Consider the following 1,602-nt stretch of genomic DNA (forward strand, 5'->3'; position numbering starts at 1 on the left):
GAATTTATTTTTTATATTATTAATTAGCTTTTTATCCACACCAATTTTTGCAATATCGGGATTTTTTGCTGTAATTTTATTTATTGCATTATTTTCTAAATTCTTTTTATATTTATCATCAAATAATTCATTAATATCGCTAATATTTAAAGAGTTAAAATCCCCTATCCCAAGCAAAAAAGCTCCATTTTGCTCTTTTTTTACTATTACTTCTTTATCAAAACCAAAAACACTAAAGCCTTTTATAGTATATACAGCAAAATCTTTACTTAAATCCTTACTACTCCTTGCTAAAAGTAAAGGAAAAAATCCTAAATTATTTTGATAATTTACAATTTTTATATCATTATTTACGCCTTTTATCTCTTCATCAACGACAATAGCCCCACTAAAACCATCATTAAAATAAAGAACAAAATTATTATTATTAGCTTCTAGTGTTTTAGCTCTAAAACCACCATAAATTGATGAAGAATTTAAAATCAAATTATCAAAAATCATATTTTTTGAATTAATTGTAGAATTATTGATTTTCGCATTTTTTACTTTTAATTCTTCATTAGCTAAATTACTATAAGCAATCTCAATATCCCCACCTAAAATATCAGCATTAATAGCAGATGCGTTAGCATAAAAATACGCATTATCGCTTTGAGTAATGGTATTATTAAAAGTAGATTTATAACTTGTAAAAAATCCACTATTATTTATCTTTTCAAAACTAGAATAAATACTATCTACATTTAAAGTATTTTCTAATTGATTTTTAAACTTAAAATTGCTTCCTACTAAATCGCCATTATTAATAACCCTATCATTAAAGGTAATATCATTTCCTATAACCCAGCCATTAATATCATTATCTAATTCTTTATTAAAAGTAGTAATATCACCTAAAATCATACCATCATTATAAGTATTTGCAAAAGTTAAATTCTCTCCAGAAATAGTGCTATTTTGATTATTTTTTAGATTATTTTTAAATTCTAAAAAATCCCCATTGATAGTATCATTATTGATTACTTCGCCAATAAATTCTGCATTATTTACATCCATAACAGCATTATTAATCACTTCATTAAAACTAGCTTTATTATCTATAAAAATATATGAATTATTTTCTAAAGTTGATTTAAATGATAAATTATTTCCAGATATAAGCCCATCAGTATCATTTAAAACATCTCCATTAAAAGTATTGTTATCTCCAAAAATCCAGCCTTCTTGAAAGTTAATAAAATCATAAAAAATATTATCATCTCCATAAATTAAGCCATAATTTTGCATATTAAAAAAATTATTATGATTAGCTTCTATCATTCCATCATATAGATTAAAAAACTCTTGATTTGTAGTAGTATTGGTGCTTAAGAAATATCCATTATTAACAAACATTTGAATATTATGAAATGAGCCTTCAAAAAATCCACCATTATACACCTCGTTAAAAGTAGAAAAATTACCACTTAAAGTAGCACCAAAATTATTATTAAAAACACCAGAAAATTGATTTTTATCACTATTTATGACGCCTTCATTATCTATATCTTCATTTGTAATTATCTGATTTGAAATCACTTCATTTTCATTGATAATTAAAGC

Annotated in this window: 1 protein-coding gene; it reads right to left on the reverse strand. The window is 23.7% G+C overall.

The features are described from left to right. Positions 1–1,602, reverse strand: a 1,602-nt coding sequence (locus KJQ99_RS09340) for a hypothetical protein (protein ID WP_214150656.1), incomplete at both ends; no start/stop codon positions are given.

The sequence above is a fragment of the Campylobacter sp. 2018MI13 genome, from assembly GCF_018501135.1.
Taxonomy (GTDB): domain Bacteria; phylum Campylobacterota; class Campylobacteria; order Campylobacterales; family Campylobacteraceae; genus Campylobacter_E.